The following is a 16634-nucleotide window of genomic DNA, read 5'->3' on the forward strand; positions in this document are numbered from 1 at the left end:
GGTGGCCCGCGACGCGCCCTCCATCGACGCCTATGGCGACGGCGGGTTCCGGCTCTCGGGCGCGCGCCACGAGGGCTCCGTCCTGATCGTCAAGGACCGGGCCCAGCCCTGGCCGGTCGCCAGCCTGGCCGAGCTGACGCCCGAGGCCCTGGCCCCGGTGCTGGAGGCGGGCCCACGCGAGGTGGAGTTCGTCCTGCTCGGCCTCGGCGCCGCCAATGCCCTGCCGCCCAGGGCGGTGCGCGAGGCCCTGTCAAAGGCCGGCATCGGCCTGGAGTTCATGGACACTCCCACCGCGGCGCGAATGTACAACGTGCTCACCGCCGAGGGCCGCAGGCTCGCCGCGGGCCTGATCGCGATCTAGTCTGGCTCCCCTAAGGAGCCTCACCATGCAGACCGTCCGTCTCGGCCGAACCAACGCCGTCGTCAGCGCCGCGGGGCTGGGCTGCGGCGGCCATTCCCGCCTGGGCATGAGCGGTGGCGCGAGCGCGCAGGAGGCCTCCCGGGTGGTCAGCGCCGCCATCGACCTCGGCATCACCTTCATCGACACCGCGCGGCTCTATGGCACGGAGGAGGCGGTCGGTCTGGGGGTGAAGGGGCGGCGCGATCAGGTCTTCATCTCCACCAAGGCCACGCCAACCGGCGGTCGACCCGGCCGGGAAGGCGAGTTGGCGACGCCCGAGGACCTGACCGAGAGCCTGGAGGGCAGCCTGCGGCGGCTGGGGACCGACCATGTGGACCTGTTCAATCTGCACGGCGTGATGTCGGCCCAGTACGACGCGTGCGTGGAGACCCTGCTGCCGGAGTTGAAGCGCCAGCAGGCCGCCGGGAAGGTCCGCCACATCGGCATCACCGAGGCCTTCGGCGTCGACACCCGCCACCAGATGCTGGCGCGGGCGGTTCCCGACGCCCACTTCGACGTGGCCATGGTGGGGTTCAACCTGCTGAACCCCTCGGCGCGCCGCACGGTGTTCCCGGCCGCCCAGGCCAAGGACATCGGGACCCTGATCATGTTCGCCGTGCGTCGGGCGCTGAGCCATCCTGACGTCCTGCGCGATACCGTCGCCAAGCTGCTGGCCAGCGGCGAGGTCCCGCCCGGCGCGGTCGACCCGGCCGATCCGCTCAAGTTCCTGCGCGAGCATCCGGGGATCGCCTCGGAGCTGGAGGCGGCCTACCGCTTCTGCCGACACGAGCCCGGCGCCCACGTCATCCTCACCGGGACCGGCAGCGTCGAGCACCTGGAGGCCAATATCGCGGCCATCAACGCGCCGCCCCTGCCGGCGGAAATTTCGGCCCAGCTGGAGGCGACCTTCGGCGCCGTGGACAGCGTCTCGGGCAACTAGAGCACGTCAGGCGGAGGTGGATGCCGGTTCCGCCGCCCGACGTGCTCTAAGATATTGAATCTAAACCATTCTTGCCGTTTCAGATGAGTCCATCTGAAACGTTCAGGGTCTAGCAGCCCCGATGGAAACCCCTTATAGCTGACGGTCAGGGCAGGAATCGTAGAGGGATACTCATGGCTGGACTTCTCGCAAATCTCCGCAACACCATTCTCGTCAGCAGCGTGCTCGCGCTGATCATCCTCGCCGGCTACTTCAGCCACTATGGCTCGGGCGACGCGATCTTCTTCCAGGCGGTGTTCCGCTTCCTCCACGTGCTATTCGGCATCATGTGGATCGGCCTTCTGTACTACTTCAACTTCGTCCAAATCCCGCAGATGGCCAATATCCCGGCCGAGCTGAAGCCGGCGGTCTCCAAGTACATCGCCCCGGCGGCGCTGTTCTGGTTCCGTTGGGCGGCGCTGTTCACCTGGGTGATGGGCGTCATCCTGGCCTTCAACCGCGGCTATCTGGTCCAGGCCTTCACCCTGGGCGCCACCGAGGGCTTCGCCGACACCGGCCACATCTTCATCGGCATGGGCATGTGGCTGGCCACGGTGATGTTCATCAACGTCTGGGTCTTCATCTGGCCCAACCAGAAGATCGCGCTCGGCCTCGTGGAAGCCGACGCCGACGCCAAGGCCAAGGCCGGCCGCACGGCGATGCTGTTCTCGCGGACCAACACCCTGCTGTCGATCCCGATGCTGGTGACCATGACCATGAACCAGACCATCTTCGGCTGAGGCCGGGGAGCAGATACAATCGGAAGGCCCGCCCCAACCGGCGGGCCTTTTGCTTTTCAGGACCCACATGTCCGAGGACGACGCTCACGATCCGAACGACCTCGACGCCCTGGTGGGCCGCGTCGACCCCGACCGCTGGCTGGCCAGCCGGTTCATCGCCGATCCCGCGGCTCGCGCCGACGTCATCGCGCTGTACGCCTTCGACCATGAGCTGGCCCGCGCGCCCCGGGTGGCCTCCAACCCGCTGATGGGCGAGATTCGCCTGACCTGGTGGCGGGAGGTGCTGGACGAGGTGTTCGAGGCCCGGCCGGTGCGCAAGCATCCCACGGCGCTCGCCCTGGCCCGCGCCATCGGCCGCCACGGCCTGGCGCGGGCGCGGCTGGAGGCGATGATCGACGCCCGCTCCCGCGAGCTCAGCGCCGAGCCGATGAAGCTGGGGGAGGCCCTGGAGTGGGCGGACGGCACGGCGGGAAACGCCGCGGTCCTGGCGGCCCTGATCCTCGATCCGACCGCCGATCTCGCCAAGGCCCAGGCCGGCGGTCGCGCCTGGGCCATCGGCCGCCTGATCGCCACGGCGGGCCTGGCCGGCCCCGACGTCGGCCCCATCCTGGATCGGGCGCTGAAGGACGCCGCGGGCCTGTCGGCGCCGGCCTTCCCGGCCATCGCCCAGGCCACCCTCTCGCGGGTGCGGGCGAGGGGCCGGCGGCCCTCGGAGCTGGAGGCGCGGCTGCGCCTGTTCCTGGCCGTGGCGCGCGGGAAGGTGTGAGACCTATTCGGCGGCGATCTTCGTTTCGCCCGTGACCCAGGCCTCCAGGTCGGCCAGGGCGCGCTCCCCCACCGCCAGCTTCTTGCCGCGGCTCTTCTCCTTGGCGCCCAACCTGCGACCGGTCTCGTCGCGCTTGGCCACGCCATCGACCGGCGGCAGCAGGCCGTAATTGATATTCATCGGCTGGAAGGAGCCCTTGCCGCCCTCCAGGTGGCCGCCGGTGATGTGCCCCACCAGGGCTCCTAGGGCTGTCGTGGCCGGCGGCGCCGCGATGGGCGCGCCCAGGCGCTCGGCGGCGGCCAGGCGACCGGCCAGCAGCCCCATGGCGGCGCTCTCCACATAGCCCTCGACCCCGGTCACCTGGCCGGCGAACCGCAGGCGCGGCTCGACCTTCAGCCGGAGCTGGTTGTCCAGCAGCTTGGGGCTGTTGAGGAAGGTGTTGCGGTGCAGGCCGCCGAGCCGGGCGAAGACCGCTTTCTCCAGGCCTGGGATCATCCGGAAGATGTCGGTCTGGGCGCCGTGCTTCAGCTTGGTCTGGAAGCCCACCATGTTCCACAGGGTGCCGAGCGCATTGTCCTGGCGGAGCTGGACGATGGCGTAGGCCTTTTCCTGCGGATTGTGCTCGTTGGTCAGGCCCACCGGCTTCATCGGCCCGTGGCGCAGGGTCTCGCGGCCCCGCTCGGCCATCACCTCGATGGGCAGACAGCCGTCGAAATAGGGAACGTTCTCCCAGTCCTTGAACTCGCTCTTGGGACCGGCCAGCAGGGCGTCGATGAAGGCCTCGTACTGATCCTTGTCCAAGGGACAGTTGATATAGGCCGCCGCGTCCCCGCCGGGACCCTCCTTGTCGTAGCGCGACTGGCGCCAGGCCACCCCCATGTCGATGGACTCGAAGTTCACGATGGGGGCGATGGCGTCGAAGAAGGAAAGTTCCCCCTCGCCGGTCAGGGTCAGGATGGCGGCCGACAGGGCGGGCGAGGTGAGGGGGCCGGTGGCCACGATCACGCTGTCCCACTCGACCGGCGGCAGGCCGGCGACTTCCTCGCGGGCGATGGTGACCAAGGGGTGGGCCTCCAGCCGGGCGGTGACCGCCTGGGAGAAGCCGTCGCGGTCGACGGCCAGGGCCCCGCCGGCCGGCACCTGGTGGGCGTCGCCGCAGGACATGATGATGGAGTCCAGCCTGCGCATCTCGGCGTGCAGCAGCCCCACGGCGTTGCCGGTCCAGTCGTCGGCGCGGAAGGAGTTGGAACAGACCAGCTCGGCCAGGCCGTCGGTGTGGTGGGCGTCGGTGCCGCGCACGGGGCGCATCTCGTGCAGGACGACCGGCACGCCGGCCTGGGCGATCTGCCAGGCGGCCTCCGAACCGGCCAGGCCGCCGCCGATCACATGGACGGGATCAATCTTGGTGCTCATGCGTGGCTAAGTAGCAACGATTGACCCGGATCGCGAGGGAGGCCTTGCGGCGAAAGAGCCGCAACCGCAAAGATCGCAGCCAAAGGGACGGCTGACTCGTTTGGTCTTTCAGACGGGCGGCCAGAGGACAGACATGACCAAGTTTTCGCCGAGCGAGTCGGCGCTGGAAGGCTTCAGAATCACCCGCGAGCGGCCAGGCACGATCCTGGTCTGGAGCTTGGTCTACTTCGTCGGCATCATGGTCATCGCGATGATCATGGTGGTGGCACTCGGGCCCGACTTCATCAAGTTCGTGAAGGACGGTCGTCTGCAGTCTGGAGACGCTGCGGCCTTTGGTGCGGTTCTGGAGCAACATTGGATCGCTTTACTTCTGATCACCCTCGTTGCTAGCGGCCTTTTCTCTATATTGATGGGAGGGATTTACCGCCTGGCCCTGCGGCCCTCGGAGAAGGGGCTGGCGCATCTGCGACTTGGCGCCGACGAATTGCGCCTAACCCTGGTCAATCTCGTCCTCGTTCCCGTCTACCTGTTGTTTGGGGCGTTATCCGTCCGGACCTTGACCATCGGGGGCCCCCTCGGGTGGATGGTCAGCCTGGTCCTCTTCGCCGTGCTAACTTGGGTTGGGGTGCGGCTCTCGCTGGCCACCCCGATGACCTTCGCCGAGCACCGCATCGCCATCGTCGACTCCTGGCGGCTCACCAAGGGCCACTTCTGGAGCCTGTTCGGCATGGTCATCCTGGCCTTCATCTTCTATTTGATGGTCTGGCTGCTGTTCAGCATCATCAGTTACGCCGCCATCGCCATGGCCGGCGGTCAGGACGCCATCGCCAATCCCGCAAACCTCGCCCCGCTCGCCATCGTGGCCTTCTTCGCCTTCTTGGCCGTCCAGCTGCTGCTGCCCATCCTGCAGGTGGTGATGATCTATTCGCCCCTGGCCGAGGCCTATCGCGAACTGACCGGCGCTCCGCGGGACGCCTTGCCCTAAGGGCCAGCGGAGTCCGTTCCGATCAGGCGCTGGCGCTGGGTCGCGCGCTGACCCGGTCGTGCCAGGCCTTCAAGGTCTTGAACTCCGGCTCCATCGGTAGGCCGATCCACTCGGCGAAATCGACGGTGGAGAGCAGGCAGATATCGGCCATGGTGTAGGTGTCGCCCACCACGAACTGGTGACCTTCCAGCTCGCGGTTCATGTACTTCTGCGCGCCCTTGTAGATCTCCGCGTTGGACTCCCCGAAGTCCTTGAACTGGGTCAGCAGGGCGGCCGTGCGCGGGTGGGCGTGGCGCCAGAACATGCCCACGGGCGTCATCACCGTGAACTCGATCCGCCGGATCCACTGGTCCACCAGGGCCTTCTCCACCGCCGTGGTTCCGAACATCGGCGGCTCGGGATTGATCTCGTCCAGATAGCGGCAGATGGCGACGGTTTCGGAGATGGTCGTGCCGTCGTCCAGCTCCAGGGTGGGGAGCTGACCCATGGAGTTCTTGGCGCGGAATTCCGGGCTCTTGTGCTCGCGTTTCATCATGTTGACTGGGGTCTCGGGCAGGTCGATGCCCTTTTCGGCCAGGAAGATGCGCACGCGGCGGGGATTGGGGGCCGGGTTCGGCGCGCCGTATAGCTTCATGGGTCGACTCCAATGCTCAAAACAATGAAACCGACGCTATTTCAAACATTTGTTTGAGGGAAGTGTTGAAACCTCCCTCCCCTTTATGGGGAGGGGCAGACGAGGCGTAGCCTCGTCGGGGTGGGGAAGTTTGTTGGCCGGGGCACTAGTCGCCGGAGCGCATCGAAGGTGCGGCTTCCAAGGTCAAGACGATGGCGTCCATCACGCCATCGGTGTCGTGCATGACCATGTTGTTCCAGAATCGCAGGACTCGAAATCCCTCCCGGCGAAGAACCCTGTCGCGCGTGGCGTCATGGGCCGCCTGGACATCGTCTGAATGCTGGCCGCCGTCGACCTCAATGACGACGCGTCGATCGAAACAAACGAAATCCAGGTAGTAGCTGCGGAATGGCGCCTGCCTGCGGATATGGAAGCCACGGACGCGCAGTCGCTTGAGGCGCGCCCAGAGGCGCACCTCTGGCGGGGTCATGGCGTTGCGGAGCTGTCTTGCTCGGGCCGTGGGCATGGCCGGACTTCCCCACCCGGATCGCTTCGCGATCTGTCCCTCCCCATAAAGGGGAGGGAGGTTTTTAGGCGCTGACCAGTTTCTTCACCCGGGCCTTGCGGCGGTCCTCGTGGCGCTTGAGGAGGTCCGCCAGGTAGCGGCCGGTCCAGCTCTTGGAGCTGGCGGCCACCTGCTCCGGCGTGCCCTGGGCCACGATCTCGCCGCCGCCGTCGCCGCCCTCGGGGCCGAAGTCGACGATCCAGTCGGCGGTCTTCACGACGTCCAGATTGTGCTCGATGACCACCACGGTATTGCCCTGGTCGGCCAGCTCGTGGAGAACCTCCAGCAGCTTCTTCACGTCCTCGAAGTGCAGGCCGGTGGTGGGTTCGTCGAGGATGTAGAGGGTCTTGCCGGTGGCCTTGCGCGACAGCTCCTTCGACAGCTTCACCCGCTGGGCCTCGCCGCCCGAGAGCGTGGTGGCCGACTGGCCGACCTGGACATAGCCCAGGCCCACCCGCTTCAGCGTATCCATCTTGTCGCGCACCGGCGGCACGGCCTTGAAGAAGTCGGCGGCCTCCTCGACGGTCATGTCCAGGACCTCGGAGATCGACTTGCCCTTGAACAGCACCTCCAGAGTCTCGCGGTTGTAGCGCTTGCCGTGGCAGACATCGCAGGTGACGTAGACGTCGGGCAGGAAGTGCATCTCGATCTTGATCAGCCCGTCGCCTTGGCAGGCCTCGCAGCGGCCGCCCTTGACGTTGAAGCTGAAGCGGCCGGGGCCGTAGCCACGGGCCTTGGACTCCGGCAGGCCGGCGAACCAGTCGCGGATCGGCTGGAAGGCGCCGGTATAGGTGGCCGGGTTGGAGCGCGGGGTGCGGCCGATGGGTGACTGGTCGATATCGATGACCTTGTCGAACATCTCCAGCCCCTCGATCCGTTCGTGCGGGGCCGGGACGTCCGAGGCGTTGTGCAGGCGGCGGGCGGCGGCCTTGTAGAGGGTCTCGATGGTGAAGGTGGACTTGCCGCCCCCCGACACCCCGGTGATGCAGGTGAAGGTCCCGGCCGGAATCTCGGCGGTGACGTTCTTCAGGTTGTTGCCGGTGGCGCCGATGACGCGCAGCACCTTCTTCTTGGAGATCGGCCGGCGGTCCTGGGGCACCGCGATCTCGCGCACGCCCGAGAGGTACTGGCCGGTGATGCTGTTGGGGTTGGCCATGACCTCGGCGGCCGTGCCCTCGGCGATGATCTCCCCGCCGTGGACGCCGGCGGCCGGGCCCATGTCGATGACGTAGTCGGCGGTTAGGATCGCCTCCTCGTCGTGCTCCACCACAAGGACGGAGTTGCCCAGGTCGCGCAGGCCCTTGAGGCTGGTGAGCAGGCGGGTGTTGTCGCGCTGGTGCAGACCGATGGAAGGCTCGTCCAGCACATAGAGCACGCCGGTGAGGCCTGAGCCGATCTGACTGGCGAGGCGGATGCGCTGGCTCTCACCGCCCGACAGCGTGCCCGAGGCGCGGCTGAGGTTGAGGTAGTCCAGGCCGACGTTCACCAGGAACCGCAGGCGATCATTGATCTCCTTCAGGATCCGGCGGGCGATCTCCATCTGCTTGTCGGTGAGGCTGGTCTCCAGGCCGGTGAACCATTCCTCGGCGTGGCGGATCGACAGGCGGGAGACCTGGCCGACGTGCTGGCCGGCGATCTTCACCGCCAGGCTCTCGGGCTTCAGGCGATAGCCCTCGCAGGCCTCGCACGGCGTCTCCGACTGATAGCGGCCCAGTTCCTCGCGCACCCAGGAGCTATCGGTCTCCCGCCAGCGGCGCTCCAGGTTCGGCAGCACGCCCTCGAAGGTCTTGTTGACCTCGTACTTCCGGGCGTTGTCGTCATAGACGAACTTGATCTTGTCGGCTCCCGATCCGTAGAGGACCACCTTGCGGGCCTGCTCCGGCAGCTTCCAGAACGGCTCGTCCATCGAGAAGCCGTAGTGGCGGGCCAGGGCCTGCAGGGTCTGGGTGTAGAGTGGGGAAGGGCCCTTGGACCACGGGGCCACGGCCCCCTTGTGCAGGGACTTGTCCTTGTCGGGGACCACCATGTCGGCGTCGAAGGCCAGCTTCATCCCCAGGCCGTCGCAGACCGGGCAGGCGCCGTAGGGATTGTTGAAGGAGAACAGCCGCGGCTCGATCTCGCTGATGGTGAAGCCGGAGACCGGGCAGGCGAACTTCTCGGAGAACAGTAGGCGCCTAGGCTCGGCCTCGCCCTGCGCCGTGTCGGCCCATTCGGCCACGGCGATGCCGTCGGCGAGCTTCAGGGCTGTCTCCAGGCTGTCGGCGTAGCGGCCCTCAAGGCCGGGCTTGGTCACCAGCCGGTCCACCACGATGTCGATGTCGTGCTTGAACTTCTTGTCCAGGACCGGGGCGTCCTCGATCGGGAAGAACTCCCCGTCGATCTTCAGGCGCTGGAAGCCGGCCCGCTGCCACTCGGCGATCTCCTTGCGGTACTCGCCCTTGCGGCCGCGCACCACGGGGGCCAGCAGGTAGAGCCGTTCACCCTCCGGCAGGGCCACGAGCTTGTCCACCATCATGGAGACGGTCTGGCTCTCGATGGGCAGGCCGGTGGCCGGGGAATAGGGGACGCCGACGCGGGCCCACAGCAGGCGCATATAGTCGTGGATCTCCGTGACCGTGCCGACGGTGGAGCGCGGGTTGCGGCTGGTGGTCTTCTGCTCGATGGAGATGGCCGGCGACAGGCCCTCGATCAGGTCCACGTCGGGCTTGGACATCAGCTCCAGGAACTGGCGCGCATAGGCCGAGAGGCTCTCGACATAGCGGCGCTGGCCCTCGGCGTAGATGGTGTCGAAGGCCAGCGAGCTCTTGCCCGAGCCCGACAGCCCGGTCAGCACCACGAGTTCGCCGCGCGGGATGTCCACGTTGACGTTCTTCAGATTGTGCTCCCGCGCGCCGCGCACGCGGATGAAGTTCAGCTGTTCGGCCATCTTGTCCTGAAACGCTCTTCACCCGTCGAGGGTCTCGACGGGACCGTTTAATGTAGTGAACGGACTCACGGATAGCATGGGAACAATCGGCGAACAAACGTCGCGAGACGTCTGTCTCCGACCTCCGCATGCCGCAGGTCGCGCGCGGACTCTAACGCGCGAGGCGCCGAAAACTGTCAGCAGTGATCGGAGACCCTAGCCTTCCCGCTTAGCGTAGACCGGCGGGCGCTTTTCCAGGAAGGCGCGGACGCCCTCGCCGAAATCGTCGTCCTGGGCGCAGAGGATCTGGTTGCGGTCCTCCATGGCGATCACCGCCTCCAGGCCATTGGCGTCGATGGCGTGGTTCAGGGCCTCCTTGGTAAGGCGCAGGCCGAGCGGCGTGGCGTTGAGCATGTCCTTGGCGAAGGCCGCCCCTTCGACCTCCAGGGCCTCGGGCGCCACGACGCGGCTGACCAGGCCGAGCTGATAGGCCCGCTCGGCCTCGATGAAGCGGCCGGTGAGCATGTATTCCGCGGCCACCGAACTGCCCACCATGCGCGGCAGGAAGTAGCTGACCCCGATGTCGCAGGCCGACAGCCCGATGCGGATGAAGGCGGCGTTCATCCGGGTGCGCGGGGTGGCGATGCGGACGTCGGAGGCCAGCGCCAGGGCGAAGCCGCCGCCGCTGGCCGCCCCGTCGACGCAGGCGATGATCGGCTGCGGACAGCGGCGCATGGCGATGACGATCTCGCTGATCTGCCTCTGGCCCGTCAGGCCGGCGCCCACCGAGCGCGTCGCCCCGTCGTTGGACCCGGAGCGCTCCTTGAGGTCCAGGCCGGCGCAGAAGGCCCCGCCGGCGCCGCAGAGCACCACCACGCGCACGTCGCGGCGCCAGTAGAGGCCGACGAAGAAGTCGCGCAGCTCCTCCACCAGCTTGCGGTTGAGGGCGTTCAGCCGCTCCGGGCGGTTCATGGTGGCCCAGACGACGTCCCCGTCGGCGCGCAGATCGAGATGCTCGTACATGGCGTTTCCCCTTTGAGAGGAAGCTGAACGCCCGATCCCTACGTCAGGCAAGCCGGGCTTTGACTGACCCAGCGGGACCCCGCGCAGCTTGACGCCAAGAGACGCGACAGGGAGGCGTTCAGGTGAACTTCGATTTTTCCGACGAACAGAAGCAGCTTCGCGACGAGGCGCGGAAGTTCCTCGCCGACCGCTGCTCGCCGGCCACGGTGCGCGTCATCCTGGAGGGGCCGGAGCCCTATGACCGGGCGCTGTGGAAGGGGCTCGGCGAGATGGGCTTCCTCGGCGCGGCGATCCCCGAGGCCTATGGCGGTGTCGGCCTTGGCCACCTGGAACTCTGCGTGATCGCCGAGGAACTGGGGCGGGCCAATGCGCCGGTCCCCATGGCGTCTTCGATCTATCTGGCGGCCGAGGCCCTGATGCTGTGGGGCACGGAGGCGCAGAAGACCGCCTGGCTGCCCAGGCTGGCCTCCGGCGCGGCGGTGGGGACCTTGGCGCTCGGCGAAGGCGTCGGCCGGGTGACCGAGCGGACGATCAAGGCTCAGATGGCGGGCGGCAAGCTCTCCGGGGTCAAGATGCCGGTGGCCGACGGCGATGTAGCCGATGTCGCGGTGGTGGCCGCGCGGGAGGCGACGGGCGTCTCGCTCTATCTGGTGGACCTGGCCGGCCCGGGCGTCAGCCGCGAGACCCTGGAGACCATCGACCCGACCCGCAGCCAGGCGCGGATCATCTTCGACGGCGCCCCGGCCGAACGTCTGGGAGAGGCTGGCCAGGGCTGGCGGCTCGCCAGCGACCTGCTGGACCGCGCGGCGGTGCTGATGGCCTTCGAGCAGGTGGGCGGTTCTGACCGCGCCCTGGAGATGGCCCGCGACTACGCCCTGGAGCGCATGGCCTTCGGCCGCCAGATCGGCTCGTTCCAGGCGATCAAGCACATGCTGGCCGACATGTATGTCGCCGCCACCCTGGCGAGGTCCAACGCCTATTACGGCGCCTGGGCGCTCTCGACGGACTCGCCGGAGCTGCCGGTAGCGGCGGCCACGGCGCGGGTCTCGGCTACCCAGGCCTACCAGCACTGCGCCAAGAACAATATCCAGGTGCATGGCGGCATGGGCTTCACCTGGGCCTTCGACTGCCACCTGTTCTACCGCCGCGCCAACGCCCTGGCCCTGGCCCTCGGCTCCCAGACCACCTGGGAAGACCTGCTGATCGAACGCATGCGCCGGCGCAACGACGCCCCCGCGGCGGCCTGAGGAGGACCTGACATGAACTTCGACGACACCCCCCAGGAAGCCGCCTTCCGCGCCCAGGTCCGCGCCTGGATCGACGCCAACGCCCCCAAGGAACTGGAGGCCGAGCTCAAGCAGGCCACCTTCGGTAATTCCGGCCTGACCAGCGGCGACCCCATCGCTCTGGCCAAGGCCTGGCAGAAGAAGAAGGCCGACGCCGGCTGGGCCTGCCTGCACTGGCCACCGGAGTACGGCGGCCGCGGCGCGACCCCCATCGAGCGGGTGATCTGGGGCCAGGAGGAGGGAGTCTATGGCTCGCTCGGCGGCCTGTTCATCATCGGCCACGGCATGTGCGGCCCGACGCTGATGGCCTGGGCCAGCGAGGAGCAAAAGAGGAAGCTCCTTCCGCCCCTGGCGTCCGGCGAGGAGGTCTGGTGCCAGCTGTTCTCCGAACCCGCCGGCGGCTCGGACCTGGCCGGTCTGCGCACCCGCGCTGAGCGGGCCAATGACGGCACTGGCGACTGGATCATCCGGGGCCAAAAGATCTGGACGAGCGGTGCCCAGAACTCCGACTACGGCATCCTGATCACCCGCACCGACCCCGACGTGCCCAAGCACAAGGGCCTGACCATGTTCTGGCTGAGCATGAAGTCCCCCGGCGTCGAGATCCGCCCGATCAAGCAGGCCAATGGCCAGTCAGGCTTCAACGAGGTGTTCTTCACCGACGTCCGCATCCCCGACGCCCAGCGCCTGGGGGCGGTGGGGCAGGGCTGGACGGTGTCGCTGACCACCCTGATGAACGAGCGCCTGTCGATCGGCTCGGGCATGCCCACCGGATTCCCGGAACTGTTCGACTATTGCCTGAACCTGCAGACCGAGGACGGCCCGGCGGTGGACAACCCCATGGTCCGCTCGCGTCTGGCCCAGTACGCGGTCAAGGCCTCGGGGCTCAAATACACCGGCATGCGGGCGATCAGCGCGCTGTCCAAGGGCGAGACCCCCGGACCCGAGAACTCCATCGGCAAGCTGGTGGCCGGGGCCTCGATGCAGGAGCTGGCCATGTTCGCCCTCGACCTGCAGGGGGAGACCGGTGTCATCAACGATCCGCGCCACGCGCAGGCCGCGCAGAAGTTCCAGGCCATGCTACTGCGCTCGCCGGCCACCCGGGTCGAGGGCGGCACCGACGAGATCCTGCGCAACATCATCGCCGAGCGGGTGCTGGGCCTGCCGGGCGACATCCGGGTCGACAAGGACGTGCCCTTCAAGGACATCCCCACCAGCGGGCGCGGCTAGGGCTTGGCGGTGCGCAGGTCGGCGGCGGCCTTCAGCACGCGCAGGGCGTTGCCGCCCCAGATCTTGGCGACGTCGTCCTTGCCGTAGCCCGCCGCCATCAGGCGGGCGGTGATGGCCGGATAGTCGGTGACGTCCTCGAGGCCCTCGATGCCGCCGCCGCCGTCGAAGTCGCCGGAGACCCCGACGTGGTCGACGCCGGCCACCGCGATGGCGTGCAGCATGTGCTTCATGAAGTCGTCGAGATTGGCGCGAGGGACCGGCCACTGGGCGTCGATGGCCTTCTTGCCGTCCAGGAAGGCCTTGCGCTGGGCCGGAGTCATGTCGCGGCCGGTGGAGCCCACCGACGTCATCAGGGCGGCCAGGGCCGCGTCCCGCTCGGGGATCTTGGGGGTGGCGACCATGTAGCTGGAGAAGGCGTTGATCTGGATGACCCCGCCCTTGGCGGCGAGCGCCTTGAGCCGGGTGTCGTCGATGTTGCGCGGGTTGTCGAAGATCGCCTTGAGGCCCGAGTGGGACAGGATGATCGGGGCCGAGGACAGGGCCAGAATCTGGTCCAGGACGTCGTCGGAGGCGTGGCTGGCGTCGATCACCACCCCCAGCCGGTTGGCCTCGGTGACGAAGGCTTTTCCCTTGGGACTCAAGCCGTTCCATTCCTTGCCCTTGGGGTCGGTGGAGGAGTCGGCCAGGTCGTTGTTGCGGAAGTGGACCGGGCCCATCATGCGGACCCCGAGAGTGTAGAAGGTCGCCATCAGGGTCAGGTCGGCCTCCACGGGCTGGCCGTTCTCCATGCTCATGAAGACCACCTTCCTGCCCGCCGCGACGATGGGGGCGGCCTCCTCGGCCCTGGTGGCCAGGGCGAACTGGGCGCCGTGTTTCGCTGCCATCTCGTGGATCTCCACGGCCCGCAGCAGGGCGCCGTCGCGGGCCTTGGCGTCGCCCTCGGGGGTGCGCGGACCCGGGGGGGTGAAGATGGCGAAGAAGCCGCCGTCGACCCCGCCCTCCACCATGCGCGGATAGTCCACCTGGCTGCCGTCGGCCTCCACCGAGTGGCGGTCCATGATGTCCCAGCCGGCCCGGTGGAAGTTGGCGGGGGTGTCGAAGTGGGTGTCGAGGACGATGGCCGCCTTGTGAGCCTCGGCGGCGGGAGGGGCCGCCAGGGCCGGCAGGGCGCAGGACGCCCACAGGATCGCGAGCGGAACGGTCAAACGGTGCAAGGCGTCTCTCCCCAACTGATGGGGGCAGGGTGTCGCCGATCCCGGCCGCCGCGCAAGGGTCAGCTACGGTCGATGCGGGCGGCGAAGCAGCCGCGGCCTGCATTGTGGGCGTGCAGGTAGGCCGCCTGCGTGTTTTCGAACAGGCGCAGGATCAGGCCCTCCACCTCAGGGCCCGGGACCACGTCGGCGTCGAGCATCATGCCGGCGGCGTCGAAGGCGCGGAGCGAGATGGCCTTGCGCACGGTGAGCACCGGCGGGACCTCGTCCACGAAGCGGGCGGGGGCCGTGGCCGCCTCGTTGACGAAGATGGCGTGCTGGCTCCGATAGGGGGTCGGGGCCGACTGGTGCTCGTGGTTCAGCAGCAGCAGGCTGTCGCCTGGGGTGGCGTCGGCCAGCAGGATCCGGCAGGGGAAACCGACCGGCGCGTCGGCGGTCATGCGGACGATCTGGCGCTGGGCCAGCTCGGCGTCGGAGAGGCGAAACAGGGGCTGGAAGGGTTCGACCGGGAGGCCGGAAATCGTGAAGGCCATTGGGTTTGCTCCAGATCAGAGGGCGTCGTGGAAGATGACGCCGAGGGTGTGGCGGGTCCCCGAGCGCAGGCGGCTGACGCCGTGGCGCAGGGTGACGCGGTAGGGGCCGCGGGTCCCCTGGACGGGGCGGTGGTGGACGGCGAAGACCACGGCGTCGCCCTGGCCCAAGGGCACGACCTCGGCCCGGGACTGCATGCGAGGCCGTTGTTCGGTCAGGACAAATTCGCCGCCGGTGAAGTCGGTCCCGGGCGCCGACAGCAGGACGGCGACCTGCAGGGGGAAGACGTGCTCGCCATAGAGATCCTGGTGCAGGCAGTTGTAGTCGCCGGGCCCGTACTGGAGCAGCAGTGGGGTGGGGCGGACCTGGCCGGCGGCGTGGCAGCGGGCGAGGAAGTCCTTGTGCCGCAAGGGGTAGCGGACGCCGATCCCCATGGTCTCGTTCCAGCGGTTGGCGATGCCCACGAGGCGCGGATAGAGGGTCTCGCGCAGCTGCTGGACGGGGTCGGGCAAGGGGTAGCTGAAGTAGCGGTACTCGCCCCGGCCGAAGCCGTGGCGGGCCATGACCACCCGGCTGCGGAACCCTTCCTCCTGGCCATAGAGGGCGGCGAGGTCGCGGCATTCGGAGGGGGTCAGGAGGCCGGGCAGGACGGCGCAGCCGTAGGTGTCGAGGTCGGACATGTCGGTGGTCATGGATGGAGGAGTCGGGCCTTTGCCGGCCGGGCTCAAGGGGGCGCCGGGATGCCGGGTCCGGATTGCGCGAGGCCTCGCCCCAGCCTATATCCGCGGGCCTCAGAAGGAGCCTGACGACCATGCGCATGCCGACCCGCCTCGTCCGCAACGCCCCCAAGGTCGCCCATGCCCGCCCATCTGACCCTCGAGCGTCTCTCCTACGCAACGCCTGACGGCGTAAGCCTTTTCGACAAGCTGAGCCTGGCCTTCGGGGCCGAGCGCACCGGCCTGGTGGGGCGCAACGGGGTGGGCAAGACCACCCTGCTGCGGCTGATCGCGGGCGAGCTGGCGCCGGCCTCTGGCTCGGTGACCGTCAGCGGCCAGATCGGGGTCCTGCGCCAGGCGATGAGCCCGCCGGCCGGCGCCACGGTCGCCGACCTGCTGGGGGTCAGGGCCGACATTGACCGACGGGTGCGCATCGAGGCCGGGCAGGGCGACGAGGACGATTTCGCCAAGGCCTTGTGGGACCTGGAGTTTCGGCTCGGCGAGACCCTGGCGGCGGTGGGGCTGGCCGGCCTCCCTCTCGACCGACATGCGCCGACATTGAGCGGTGGAGAGGCCACGCGGTTGGCGCTGGCCGCCCTGCTGGTCCAGGCGCCCGACCTGATCCTGCTGGACGAGCCCACCAACAATCTGGACGCGGCCGCCCGCGCCCTGGTGGCCCAGGTCCTGGCCCGCTGGAAGGGCGGGGCCATCGTGGTCAGCCACGACCGCGCCCTGCTGCGCCAGATGGACCGCATCGTCGAGCTCTCCAGCCTGGGCGCCAAGGTCTATGGCGGAAACTACGACCTCTACCTGGCCCGCAAGGCCCAGGAGGAGGCCGCCGCCGCCCAAGGCCTGGCCAGCGCCGAGCAGGCGGCGGCCCGGACCGCCCGCGAGGCCCAGGGGGCGCGGGAGAAGAAGGCCCGCCGCGACGCCGCCGGCCAGCGCTTCGCCGACCGGGGCGGGACGCCGAAGATCCTGCTGGGCGCCATGGCCGAGCGGGCGGAAAACTCAGGCGCGCGGGAAAACCGCCTGGCCCAGAAGCTGGCCGCCCAGGCCGCCGACGACCTGGCCCAGGCGCAGGGCAAGGTGGAGCGGCTGCGGCGCCTGGCCTTCGACCTGCCGCCCAGCGGCCTGGCGGCCGGCAAGGCGGTGCTGGCCTTCGAGGAGGTCACCTTCGCCCATCCCGGCGGACGGCCGCTGGCCTTCGACCTGCGGATGACGGGGCCCGAGCGGGTGGCGGTGATGGGACCCAACGAGGCGGGCAAGACCAC

At 68.5% G+C, this 16634-nt stretch carries 16 protein-coding genes; 8 read left to right on the forward strand and 8 right to left on the reverse strand.

From position 1 onward, the window contains the following. The first annotated feature begins 1 nt into the window (after window position 1). From Q7T09_RS05870 to Q7T09_RS05885, 4 genes are all read left to right on the forward strand, one after another. Window positions 2-361 carry an Mth938-like domain-containing protein gene (locus Q7T09_RS05870; protein ID WP_304698398.1) on the forward strand — a complete coding sequence of 120 codons (360 nt, stop codon included), beginning with the start codon at window positions 2-4 and terminating at the stop codon, window positions 359-361. A gap of 25 nt (window positions 362-386) precedes the next feature. After that, entirely contained in the window at window positions 387-1340 is a 954-nt protein-coding gene (locus Q7T09_RS05875) for an aldo/keto reductase (RefSeq protein ID WP_304698400.1), read from the forward strand. Window positions 1341-1513: 173 nt separating this feature from the next. After that, complete coding sequence (locus tag Q7T09_RS05880) at window positions 1514-2119, forward strand: urate hydroxylase PuuD (protein WP_304698402.1); 606 nt, start codon at window positions 1514-1516, stop codon at window positions 2117-2119. 67 nt (window positions 2120-2186) lie between these two features. Continuing rightward, window positions 2187-2885: a squalene/phytoene synthase family protein gene (locus tag Q7T09_RS05885; protein ID WP_304698403.1), complete on the forward strand. Its 699-nt coding sequence runs from the start codon at window positions 2187-2189 to the stop codon at window positions 2883-2885. Window positions 2886-2888: 3 nt separating this feature from the next. Here Q7T09_RS05885 and trmFO read toward each other — a convergent pair whose 3' ends face one another. Then, the gene (gene trmFO, locus Q7T09_RS05890) at window positions 2889-4298 is read right to left on the reverse strand and encodes a methylenetetrahydrofolate--tRNA-(uracil(54)-C(5))-methyltransferase (FADH(2)-oxidizing) TrmFO (RefSeq protein WP_304698405.1); all 1410 of its coding nucleotides are present in this window, start codon (window positions 4296-4298) and stop codon (window positions 2889-2891) included. 133 nt (window positions 4299-4431) lie between these two features. Here trmFO and Q7T09_RS05895 point away from each other — a divergent pair, with 133 nt between their 5' ends. Continuing rightward, window positions 4432-5283 (forward strand): hypothetical protein, encoded by an 852-nt coding sequence (locus tag Q7T09_RS05895; RefSeq protein WP_304698407.1) that lies wholly within the window; start codon window positions 4432-4434, stop codon window positions 5281-5283. Between the two features lie 22 nt (window positions 5284-5305). On the opposite strand, the gene Q7T09_RS05900 is transcribed toward Q7T09_RS05895, so the two are convergent. From Q7T09_RS05900 to Q7T09_RS05915, 4 genes are all read right to left on the reverse strand, one after another. Continuing rightward, window positions 5306-5917, reverse strand: a complete 612-nt coding sequence (locus tag Q7T09_RS05900) for a glutathione S-transferase family protein (protein ID WP_304698409.1) — start codon at window positions 5915-5917, stop codon at window positions 5306-5308. Window positions 5918-6062: 145 nt separating this feature from the next. Further along, window positions 6063-6422 (reverse strand): endonuclease domain-containing protein, encoded by a 360-nt coding sequence (locus Q7T09_RS05905; protein ID WP_304698411.1) that lies wholly within the window; start codon window positions 6420-6422, stop codon window positions 6063-6065. A gap of 64 nt (window positions 6423-6486) precedes the next feature. Next, window positions 6487-9387, reverse strand: a complete 2901-nt coding sequence (gene uvrA / locus Q7T09_RS05910) for an excinuclease ABC subunit UvrA (protein WP_304698413.1) — start codon at window positions 9385-9387, stop codon at window positions 6487-6489. A gap of 195 nt (window positions 9388-9582) precedes the next feature. Further along, window positions 9583-10389, reverse strand: coding sequence for an enoyl-CoA hydratase/isomerase family protein (locus tag Q7T09_RS05915; RefSeq protein ID WP_304698415.1), 807 nt, complete (start codon window positions 10387-10389; stop codon window positions 9583-9585). Window positions 10390-10511: 122 nt separating this feature from the next. On the opposite strand from Q7T09_RS05915, the gene Q7T09_RS05920 reads away from it, so the two are divergent. Beyond that, window positions 10512-11636 (forward strand): acyl-CoA dehydrogenase family protein, encoded by a 1125-nt coding sequence (locus Q7T09_RS05920; protein ID WP_304698417.1) that lies wholly within the window; start codon window positions 10512-10514, stop codon window positions 11634-11636. Between the two features lie 12 nt (window positions 11637-11648). Continuing rightward, on the forward strand, window positions 11649-12905 hold the full coding sequence (locus tag Q7T09_RS05925) for an acyl-CoA dehydrogenase (RefSeq protein WP_304698419.1): 1257 nt from the start codon (window positions 11649-11651) through the stop codon (window positions 12903-12905). On the opposite strand, the gene Q7T09_RS05930 is transcribed toward Q7T09_RS05925, so the two are convergent. From Q7T09_RS05930 to Q7T09_RS05940, 3 genes are read right to left on the reverse strand one after another with little or no spacing between them, the layout of a single operon-like run. Then, the gene (locus Q7T09_RS05930) at window positions 12902-14119 is read right to left on the reverse strand and encodes a dipeptidase (protein WP_304698422.1); all 1218 of its coding nucleotides are present in this window, start codon (window positions 14117-14119) and stop codon (window positions 12902-12904) included. The two genes, Q7T09_RS05925 and Q7T09_RS05930, sit on opposite strands and share 4 nt — an antisense overlap. Before the next feature lie 59 nt (window positions 14120-14178). Continuing rightward, window positions 14179-14649, reverse strand: a complete 471-nt coding sequence (locus Q7T09_RS05935) for a DUF1203 domain-containing protein (RefSeq protein WP_304698424.1) — start codon at window positions 14647-14649, stop codon at window positions 14179-14181. A gap of 15 nt (window positions 14650-14664) precedes the next feature. After that, window positions 14665-15339, reverse strand: a complete 675-nt coding sequence (locus tag Q7T09_RS05940) for a 2OG-Fe(II) oxygenase (protein ID WP_304698426.1) — start codon at window positions 15337-15339, stop codon at window positions 14665-14667. Window positions 15340-15504: 165 nt separating this feature from the next. Between Q7T09_RS05940 and Q7T09_RS05945 the strand changes: the two genes are divergently transcribed. Beyond that, a partial coding sequence (locus Q7T09_RS05945) for an ATP-binding cassette domain-containing protein (RefSeq protein ID WP_304698427.1) occupies window positions 15505-16634 on the forward strand: 1130 nt, incomplete at its 3' end.

It is taken from the genome of Phenylobacterium sp. (assembly GCF_030645195.1).
GTDB lineage: Bacteria > Pseudomonadota > Alphaproteobacteria > Caulobacterales > Caulobacteraceae > Phenylobacterium.

Excerpts from the sequence above, each read along its gene's own strand:
- uvrA (WP_304698413.1), bottom strand. The coding sequence starts at position 9,387 with ATGGCCGAACAGCTGAACTTCATCCGCGTGCGCGGCGCGCGGGAGCAC.
- Q7T09_RS05905 (WP_304698411.1), bottom strand. The coding sequence starts at position 6,422 with ATGCCCACGGCCCGAGCAAGACAGCTCCGCAACGCCATGACCCCGCCA.
- Q7T09_RS05925 (WP_304698419.1), top strand. The coding sequence starts at position 11,649 with ATGAACTTCGACGACACCCCCCAGGAAGCCGCCTTCCGCGCCCAGGTC.
- Q7T09_RS05885 (WP_304698403.1), top strand. The coding sequence starts at position 2,187 with ATGTCCGAGGACGACGCTCACGATCCGAACGACCTCGACGCCCTGGTG.
- Q7T09_RS05940 (WP_304698426.1), bottom strand. The coding sequence starts at position 15,339 with ATGACCACCGACATGTCCGACCTCGACACCTACGGCTGCGCCGTCCTG.
- Q7T09_RS05875 (WP_304698400.1), top strand. The coding sequence starts at position 387 with ATGCAGACCGTCCGTCTCGGCCGAACCAACGCCGTCGTCAGCGCCGCG.
- Q7T09_RS05895 (WP_304698407.1), top strand. The coding sequence starts at position 4,432 with ATGACCAAGTTTTCGCCGAGCGAGTCGGCGCTGGAAGGCTTCAGAATC.
- Q7T09_RS05935 (WP_304698424.1), bottom strand. The coding sequence starts at position 14,649 with ATGGCCTTCACGATTTCCGGCCTCCCGGTCGAACCCTTCCAGCCCCTG.
- Q7T09_RS05915 (WP_304698415.1), bottom strand. The coding sequence starts at position 10,389 with ATGTACGAGCATCTCGATCTGCGCGCCGACGGGGACGTCGTCTGGGCC.
- Q7T09_RS05880 (WP_304698402.1), top strand. The coding sequence starts at position 1,514 with ATGGCTGGACTTCTCGCAAATCTCCGCAACACCATTCTCGTCAGCAGC.
- Q7T09_RS05900 (WP_304698409.1), bottom strand. The coding sequence starts at position 5,917 with ATGAAGCTATACGGCGCGCCGAACCCGGCCCCCAATCCCCGCCGCGTG.
- trmFO (WP_304698405.1), bottom strand. The coding sequence starts at position 4,298 with ATGAGCACCAAGATTGATCCCGTCCATGTGATCGGCGGCGGCCTGGCC.